The organism is Tahibacter caeni (assembly GCF_024609805.1).
Classification (GTDB): Bacteria; Pseudomonadota; Gammaproteobacteria; order Xanthomonadales; family Rhodanobacteraceae; genus Tahibacter; species Tahibacter caeni.
The window spans coordinates 1-7,916 of sequence record NZ_JANFVR010000229.1 but is presented as its reverse complement, the minus strand read 5'-3'; the positions used below and the strand labels follow the sequence as shown (position 1 = coordinate 7,916).

8 protein-coding genes are annotated in these 7,916 nt (G+C 69.8%); 5 read left to right on the top strand and 3 right to left on the bottom strand.

The features are described from left to right. Window positions 1–95 precede the first annotated feature (95 nt). The gene (locus NON22_RS16955; RefSeq protein WP_425507995.1) at window positions 96–662 is read left to right on the top strand and encodes an alpha-ketoglutarate-dependent dioxygenase AlkB family protein; all 567 of its coding nucleotides are present in this window, start codon (window positions 96–98) and stop codon (window positions 660–662) included. A 6-nt stretch (window positions 663–668) separates the two neighbouring features. Here the strand turns inward: NON22_RS16955 and NON22_RS16950 are convergent, their stop codons facing one another. Then, window positions 669–1,547, bottom strand: coding sequence for a DMT family transporter (locus NON22_RS16950; RefSeq protein WP_257388127.1), 879 nt, complete (start codon window positions 1,545–1,547; stop codon window positions 669–671). 57 nt (window positions 1,548–1,604) lie between these two features. On the opposite strand from NON22_RS16950, the gene NON22_RS16945 reads away from it, so the two are divergent. The 3 genes from NON22_RS16945 (at window position 1,605) to NON22_RS16935 (ending at window position 5,857) form a co-directional block, all read left to right on the top strand. Beyond that, a complete protein-coding gene (locus tag NON22_RS16945; RefSeq protein WP_257388126.1) occupies window positions 1,605–2,843 on the top strand; it encodes a threonine/serine exporter family protein in 1,239 nt (412 codons plus the stop codon). Window positions 2,844–3,162: 319 nt separating this feature from the next. Further along, on the top strand, window positions 3,163–4,026 hold the full coding sequence (locus NON22_RS16940; protein ID WP_257388125.1) for a hypothetical protein: 864 nt from the start codon (window positions 3,163–3,165) through the stop codon (window positions 4,024–4,026). Between the two features lie 124 nt (window positions 4,027–4,150). Continuing rightward, window positions 4,151–5,857, top strand: a complete 1,707-nt coding sequence (locus tag NON22_RS16935) for a proline--tRNA ligase (RefSeq protein WP_257388124.1) — start codon at window positions 4,151–4,153, stop codon at window positions 5,855–5,857. A gap of 246 nt (window positions 5,858–6,103) precedes the next feature. Here the strand turns inward: NON22_RS16935 and NON22_RS16930 are convergent, their stop codons facing one another. Together NON22_RS16930 and NON22_RS16925 are read right to left on the bottom strand one after the other, a co-directional pair. Beyond that, window positions 6,104–6,430, bottom strand: coding sequence for a DUF4124 domain-containing protein (locus NON22_RS16930; RefSeq protein ID WP_257388123.1), 327 nt, complete (start codon window positions 6,428–6,430; stop codon window positions 6,104–6,106). A gap of 8 nt (window positions 6,431–6,438) precedes the next feature. Further along, window positions 6,439–6,879 (bottom strand): DUF4124 domain-containing protein, encoded by a 441-nt coding sequence (locus NON22_RS16925; RefSeq protein ID WP_257388122.1) that lies wholly within the window; start codon window positions 6,877–6,879, stop codon window positions 6,439–6,441. Window positions 6,880–7,121: 242 nt separating this feature from the next. Between NON22_RS16925 and pssA the strand changes: the two genes are divergently transcribed. Continuing rightward, the coding region (gene pssA, locus NON22_RS16920) for a CDP-diacylglycerol--serine O-phosphatidyltransferase (RefSeq protein ID WP_257388121.1) at window positions 7,122–7,916 on the top strand (795 nt) is incomplete at its 3' end.

Here is a 7,916-nt window from a genome sequence, read left to right as displayed (position 1 = left end):
GAGGCGAGCGCCGCGCTGTTCGCGCGCGGCGTGGTCGGCGGCCCAGCCTCGTGACGACGGCCGCGGTGCAGTGGCTGCCGCCGCGCTGGCGGGCCTTGCCGGACCTGCCCGGCGCCGAGCTGCGCCTGGCCGAGGGGCTGTTCGCGGATCCGGCCGAATTGTTCGCACAACTGCAGGCCGAGATTCCGTGGGAACGGCATCGGCTGCAGATCTTCGGCCGCGAGGTCGACTCGCCGCGGCTGTCGTGCTGGATCGGCGACGCGGACGCGGTCTACACCTATTCGCGCACGCGCTTCGTGCCGCGGCCGTGGACGCCGGTGCTGGCCGAGCTGCGCGGCGGCCTGCAGGCGCTCTGCGCGCAGTCGTTCAACAGCGTGCTGTGCAATCTCTATCGCGACGGCCGCGACCACATGGGGCTGCACAGCGACGACGAGCCCGAACTCGGTCCGGTACCGGTCATCGCATCGCTGAGTTTCGGCGCGACGCGGCGCTTCCGCCTGCGTCACAAGCGTGACAAGGCGACGGGCCTGGAGCTCGCGTTGAATTCCGGCAGCCTGCTGCTGATGGCCGGCGCGACCCAGCGCAACTATCGCCACGACCTGCCGCGCGCGCTGCGCGTGCAGGCGCCGCGCATCAACCTGACCTTCCGCCGTATCGGTTGACCCGGGTCAGGCCAGCAGCATGCAGGCCACGCCCGACAGGGTCAGCGCGACGCCGAGCAGCTTGCGCCGGTTCAGCGGCTCGTGCAGGAACAGCGCCGCGAGCAGCACGATGAAGATCGAGGTCGTCTCGTTGAGGATGGCCGCGACCGAGGCCGGCGCGTACTTGTAGCCGCCGAGCCAGAACACCATCGACAGGTACTGGCCGACGAACGCACCGGCCAGCACGACGGGCCAGCGGATGCGCGCGCGTTCGGCGCGGCCCGGCAGCGGCGACTCGCGGCGCCAGGCGAACAGGAGCGCAAGACCGCCTATGCCGCCGGCCAGGCGCAGCGCGACCATCCAGATCAGCGGCTGGGTCTCGAGGATGCGCTTGACCAGCACGATGGCCACGGCCATGAGCGCGATCGAGGCGACGCCGAGCAGCAGGCCCAGGCGCTGTTCGCGGCGTGCGGCCGGTTCCTGCACGGCCGGCGCGCCGACCACGAGCACGCCGCTGCTGACGAGCACGAAGCCGAGCATCTGCAAAGGCCCGAGACGCTCCCCGAGCAGCAGGCAGGACAGCAGGATCACGAACGGGCTGTAGAAGTTGCCGAGCACGCCCATGCGCGCGGCGCCGAGGCGGTTCAGCGCAGTCAGGTACAGGCTGTCGGCGACGGCGATGCCGAGCAGGCCCGAGAACAGGGTGATCGCGAGCTCCGCGGCGCCCAGTCGCGGCAGCGGCTCGCCGATCACCGCCAGGGTCGGCAGCAGCAGGCCGAGCACGATCAGATTTTTCATGAGGTTCAGGCGCGTCGGCACGATCGTTTCGCCGAGGCGTTTGTAGATAATCACGCCGGCCGACCAGGCCAATGCACTCAAGATCGCCAGCGCCTCGCCCAAACCCATGGATTCCGATTCCGTCTGCCGCCGCGGCCCAGCCGCCGATTATTGCCGAGCCGCTGCATGAACGACCGCAGCGCATCGCTGAAGGCCCGCGTCGGCTTCGTCATCGCGCTCGCGCGGCGCCTGCACGAGTACGGCACGGCCGCGCCGCGCCTGGAAGAGGCCATCGGCAAGGTCAGCGCCCGCCTGGGCCTGGCCTGCGACGTGCTGTCGACGCCGACCTCGATCGTGCTGTCGTTCTCCGAGCAGGGCCGCGAGCTCGACCCGGTAGCCGAAGTGACCCAGGTCATCCGCCTAGCGCCGGGCCAGGTCAACCTGCGCCGGCTCTGCGCCGTCGACGAGATCGCCGACCGCGTCATCGACGGCAGCCTGGACCTGCAGACCGGCTATCGGCAGCTGCTGGAGCTCGGCCGTCCGGCGAGCACGCGCACGCGCTGGCTCATGGTGCTGAGCTTCGGCGTGGCGTCCGCTAGCGTCGCGACCCTGCTCAAGGCCTCGTGGATGGACCTCCTCGTCGTCGCGCTGCTGGGCTGGCTGATCGGCCTGCTGTCGCTCGGCGCCGAGAGCCGCCCGCGCCTGTCCAACAGCTTCGAGGCGCTGTCGGCGCTGCTGGTCACCCTGATCGCGACACTGTTCAGCGCCTACGTCGCGCCGCTGACCCTGAAGGCCGTCGTGCTCGCGAGCCTGATCGTGCTGCTGCCGGGCATGACCCTGACCACGGCCGTGCGCGAGCTGTCGAGCCAGCACCTGGTCTCCGGCATCGCGCGCGTGGCCGGCGCGACGGCGACCCTGCTCAAGCTGACCTTCGGCGCGGTCGCGGCGACCCAGCTCTGCCTCGTGCTCGGCGTCGTGCCGCCGGCCGTCGTGCCGGCGCCCGTGCCGCTGTGGGTCGAATGGGTGGGACTGTTCACCGGCGCGGCGGCCTTCGCGGTGCTGTTCCGCAGCGCGCCGCGCGACGGGTTCATCGTCGTCGCCGCGGTCATGTTCGGCTATGCGCTGACCCGGCTCGGCGGCGCGCAGTTCGGTCCGGAGTTCGGCGTGTTCATCGCCGGGCTCGGCGTCGGCGCGGTCAGCAACCTCTACGCGACCTGGTTCCAGCGCCCCGGTGCGGTGATCCGCGAGCCCGGCATCATCCTGCTCGTGCCCGGCAGCGTCGGTTTCAAGAGCCTGTCGTTCCTGTTCGAAGGCGACGTGCTGCTCGGCGTCGACACGGCGTTCTCGCTGATCACGATCCTCGTGTCGCTGGTCGCCGGACTGCTGTTCGGCGACCTGATCGTGCCGCCGCGGCGGAGCCTCTGATCGGCCCGGGCGACCCGCGCGAAAGCCGCGCATCCGGTGTCGCCTACGCGTTCGTGACGGTTTTGTGTCGCGCAGTCCGTATTGGTCCTGCATCTGTCCGCGCCGTTTCGCTGGCGTGCTCGGCGGCGGATCCGCGGCCGCCGGGGCGGAGGCGCACTTTTTGCCAAAGCGCATTTATGGCGCAAAAATGCGCCCTCCCGATGCGCGCCGGCGGAAGCGTCCGTCCGCGCCGGGGTGCCCTGGAACCCCGCGAGGGGATACTATGCGGCTTGCACGAGGGCAGGGCGGGGTTGGCTTCTCTACGTCTCAGGGGTGAGCAGTGGGTCTGCTGGACGATCTCGAACAGGAAGCACAGCGGCGCAAGGCAGGCGCCGACGACCAGGATCGCGCGAAACAGGAGCGCGAAGCCGCCTATCGCACGCAGCTCGAGCCGGGCATGGCGGCGATGTACGAATACCTGTCCAAGCTCACGCAGAACCTGAGCTTCATCAAGCCCCGCAAGACCTTCCGCTACGCCCTGCCGGGTTACGGCGACGTCGTGCTGCAGGTCGAGCACGAATACGACCTCAAGATCCAGAGCCAGCCGGCCTCCAAGGAAATCAAGCTGTCGTTCCCGTGCCCGATCGTGACCGACGAGTGTCCGAACGTCGAAGTCCTCGGCACGACCAAGATCAAGACCGTCGCCGGCGCATTCCAGCGCTTCCACATCGGCGGCTTCACGGTGACGAAGAAGGACGGCAACGGCGAAGCGCTGGCCGCGACCGCGCGCGCTCGCGGCCGCGTCGTACTCTCGGCAGTGTTCAGCGCCGACGCCGAGTCGGGTGTCGTACGTCTGCAGTTCGCGAACTTCGACCAGCTCGGCGGCCAGCAGACCAAGACCGTCGCGCCGGAGCAGTTCAACGAGGCGCTGTACGACGAGATCGGCCGCTACATCGCGCGCGAACCGAACAACCTGTTCCGCGAAGCGCTGCCCGACGACTACCGCAAGCAGCTGCGCACCAAGGTGCAGCAGGAAGAGATGAAGCGCCGCTGGGAAGCGCAGATGGCCCAGCGCCAGCGCGAGGAGCTCGCCGAGATGGAGCGCCAGCAGGGACTGGCCGGCAAGCTGACCAAGGTCGTCGACCAGGTCAAGGCCGGCTCGCTGTTCGACAAATTGCGCGGGCTCGTCAAGAAGGACAAGTGACCGCGTCCGGCCGCTGCCCGGCAGCGGCCGGACGGCGGTTTTCGCGAGACGGCACCCGCCGGCGGTTGGGCCCCGGCCGCGGAGCGCATAGAATCACGGACTTTTCTGCCGCAAGTCCGCCGCCATGCGCCTGAGCAAGTTCCACCTCGCCACCGTCAAGGAAGTCCCCGCCGACGCCGAAATCGTCAGCCATCAGCTGATGCTGCGCGCCGGCATGATCCGCAAGCTCGCCGCCGGCCTGTACACCTGGTCCCCGCTCGGGTTGCGCGTGCTGCGCAAGGTCGAGGCCGTCGTCCGCGAGGAGATGAACCGCGCCGGCGCGATCGAGGTGCTGATGCCGGCCGTGCAGCCGCGCGAGCTCTGGGAAGAGACCGGCCGCTGGGAGAAGTTCGGCGGCCAGCTGCTCAAGATCAAGGACCGCAAGGACGCCGAATACTGCTTCGGCCCGACCCATGAGGAAGTCGTCACCGACTTCGCGCGCGCAGAGCTGCACAGCTACAAGCAGCTGCCGGTCAACTTCTACCAGATCCAGACCAAGTTCCGCGACGAGATCCGCCCGCGCTTCGGCGTCATGCGCGCGCGCGAGTTCCTCATGAAGGACGCATACTCGTTCCATCTCGATGCCGAAGGCCTCGAGCGCGAGTACTGGAACATGTACGAGGCCTACGGCCGCATCTTCACGCGCCTGGGCCTGAAATTCCGCGCCGTGCAGGCCGATACCGGCGCGATCGGCGGCAACGCCTCGCACGAATTCCACGTGCTGGCCGAGTCGGGCGAGGACGCGATCGCGTTCAGCGACGGCTCCGACTACGCGGCCAACGTCGAGAAGGCCGAGGCGCTCGCGCCGGCGCAGGCGCGCCCCGCCGCCGCGGCCGCGCTCGAGCGCGTCGCGACACCGACGCAGAAGACCATCGCCGAGGTGTCCGATTCCCTCGGCGTCGCGCCGAAGGACTGCGTCAAGACCATCCTCGTGCGCGGCGTCGAAGGCCTGGTCGCGCTCTGCGTGCGCGGCGACCACGAGATCAACGAGATCAAGGCCGGCAAGCTGCCCGAGCTGCCCGGCGAATCGCTGCTCGCCGACGAGGCCGAGATCGTCCGCGTGCTCGGCTGCACGCCGGGCTTCATCGGCCCGGTCGGGCTGCCCGCGAACGTACCGGTCATCGTCGACCGCAGCGCGGCGGTGCTGGCCGACTTCGTCTGCGGCGGCAACGAGAACGGCAGCCACTACCGCGGCGCGAACTGGGAGCGCGACGCGCGCGTGACCCGCGTCGAGGATCTGCGCAAGGTCGTCGACGGCGATCCGTCGCCGGACGGCCAGGGCCGCCTCCGCATCGGCCGAGGCATCGAGGTCGGCCACGTGTTCCAGCTCGGCACCAAGTACGCCGAGGCGCTGAAGGCCACGGTCATCGACCAGGCCGGCAAGAACCAGGTGCTCAGCATGGGCTGCTACGGCATCGGCGTCAGCCGCATCGTCGCGGCGGCGATCGAGCAGAACTTCGACGCGGCCGGCATCATCTGGCCCGAACCGATGGCGCCGTGGCGCGTGGCGATCTGCGTGATCAATCCGAAGAACGATTCGGCGGTCGCGGCTGCCGCCGACGCGCTGTATGCGGAACTCGACGCGCGCGGCGTCGAGGTCGTGCTCGACGACCGCGGCCTGCGTCCTGGCGGCATGTTCGCCGACATGGAACTCATCGGCATTCCGCATCGCGTCGTCGTCAGCGAGCGCGGTATCGCCGCCGGCACCTTCGAGTACCGCGCGCGCCGCGACAGCGAAAGCCGCCAGCTCAGCCGCGAGGACGTGCTCGCGCTGCTGGCGCCGGCGGGCTGAACCGGTCCGGCGTGCCCGGCCGCTCCGCGACGGACTGGCCGGCCTGCCGACGTCGGTCCGTCGGACACGCGTTCCTGATCGATGCCGGCTTTCGGTGCAGAAGCGCCGACCGGGCCAGTGCCCGCGGTCAGTCCACGGGTAAGCGACTCGGCGCTGGCGCGGCGCGCTGTCGTCGCGGTACCGATGAACCGGAGCGAGCCGCGCCGGTGCTTCCGATGGCCGGGATCCCGGCCGCGGCGATGAAGCCTAAGGTTGTTTCTTCGCGGGATCCGGCGGAATCGGCCGCTCGTCGGCCCGGCCCGGCACGTCCGGGCGGCGGTAGCCGGGCACGACGTTGGTGTTCGGGTCGTACCGGACGGTCTCGTAGGGCCTGTCCTTCGGGGGCTCGTCGGTCACGTTGAGCCGGCCCTGCGCGTCGCGCCACTTGTACAGGGTCGGCGTCGCGGACTGGGCATTCGGCGAGACCGGCGCCGAATGGCGCAGCGCGGTCGGCAGGGTATGCGGCGCGTAGTACCACCAGGCTGCGGCGGCCAGCGCGAGCAGGACCAGGGTCCAGCCGAGCAGGCGCGCCATCGCCGGGTTTACTGGCCGCCGGCGGCCGGCGTGCAGACCGATTCGACCGTGGTCGTGGCCACACGCAGTTCGGCCGCGCGTTCCGCGGCGGTCAGCTCGACGATCTTGCCGCCGCGCTCGATGGTCAGCGGCGACGAGCTGTTGAGCAGCGCGATGCGTTCGCGGGCGGAGCGGCAACGCGCGGCGTTGCCGTCGTCGGCCGGCTGGGCTTCGCCGCCGGCCGCGTTCGCTGCGTCGCCCGCCGGAGCGGCGGCCTGCGGGTTCTGCGTGATCGGCGCGCTCTGGTTGACGATGCGGACGTTGTCGAATTCAGTGCCCTTGGGCGGCGGCGCGTCGGAGAAATGCACGACGCCGGCGGCATCCTTCCATTTGTATACTTTGTCAGCGGAATGGCCGGCAGTCGCGGCAACTGCTGCGAGCAGGCCGAAGGCGACTCGGATGGCTTTCATAGGGACTCCGTGATCGCGCGGGCAGTCGCGCGGGTCGATCGTGGCTATTGGATAGCACTGTTATCCACACGATACAAGCTGTTGCGCGGCAGTACTGTGGAGCGTGGCAGCAAATTCCGGCAAATCCCCGGCAGTGCTGCCGATCCCGCTTCCGAACCCGGCGCGGCGAGCATGCCGGCCGCAGGACTTGGCTAGGGCGCGGCTATCCCGCAAGCTTTCCGTATTCCGAAAGAGACTCAGGCATGGACTCCAGCGACAGCCAGCGCCGCAAGCCCCACCGCGGCATCTATCTGCTCCCCAATCTGCTGACGACCGGAGCCATGTTCGCGGGCTTCTACGCGATCGTCGCGGCCCTGGCCGGGCGGCCCCAGGACGCGGCCATGTCGGTCTTCGTGGCCGGCCTGCTCGACGGCCTCGACGGGCGCGTCGCCCGGCTGACGAACACGCAGAGCGAATTCGGCGTGCAATACGACTCCCTGTCGGACATGGTCAGCTTCGGCGTCGCACCGGCGCTGGTGCTCTACGTCTGGAGCCTGTCCAGCCTGCAGCGGCTCGGGCCGCTCTGGGGCAAGGTCGGTTTCGCCGCAGCCTTCATCTATGCGGCCTGCGCGGCGCTGCGCCTCGCGCGCTTCAACACGCAGGTCGGCGTCATCGACAAGCGGTATTTCCAGGGGCTGGCGAGCCCGGCCGCGGCCGGGCTCGCCATGTCCTTCGTCTGGATGATGAGCGCGAATGGCTTCGCCGGCGACGACGAGCTCGTGCAGAGCCTGGCTCCCGGCATCGCGATCGCGGCCGGCCTGCTGATGGTCAGCCGCATCCGCTATTTCAGCTTCAAGGCCTGGCCGTTGTCGGACCGCGTGCCGTTCGTCGTGATCCCGCTGGTCGTGCTGATCTTCGTCGCGCTGTACATCGACACGCCGCTGGTGCTGTTCGTGATCGCCGCGCTGTACGTGGTGTCGGGGCCGCTGTTCACGCTCTGGGGCCTGCGCCGCCGCCGCGGCCAGCGCGACGCGCCGCCGCGGCAGGAGTCGCCGCCG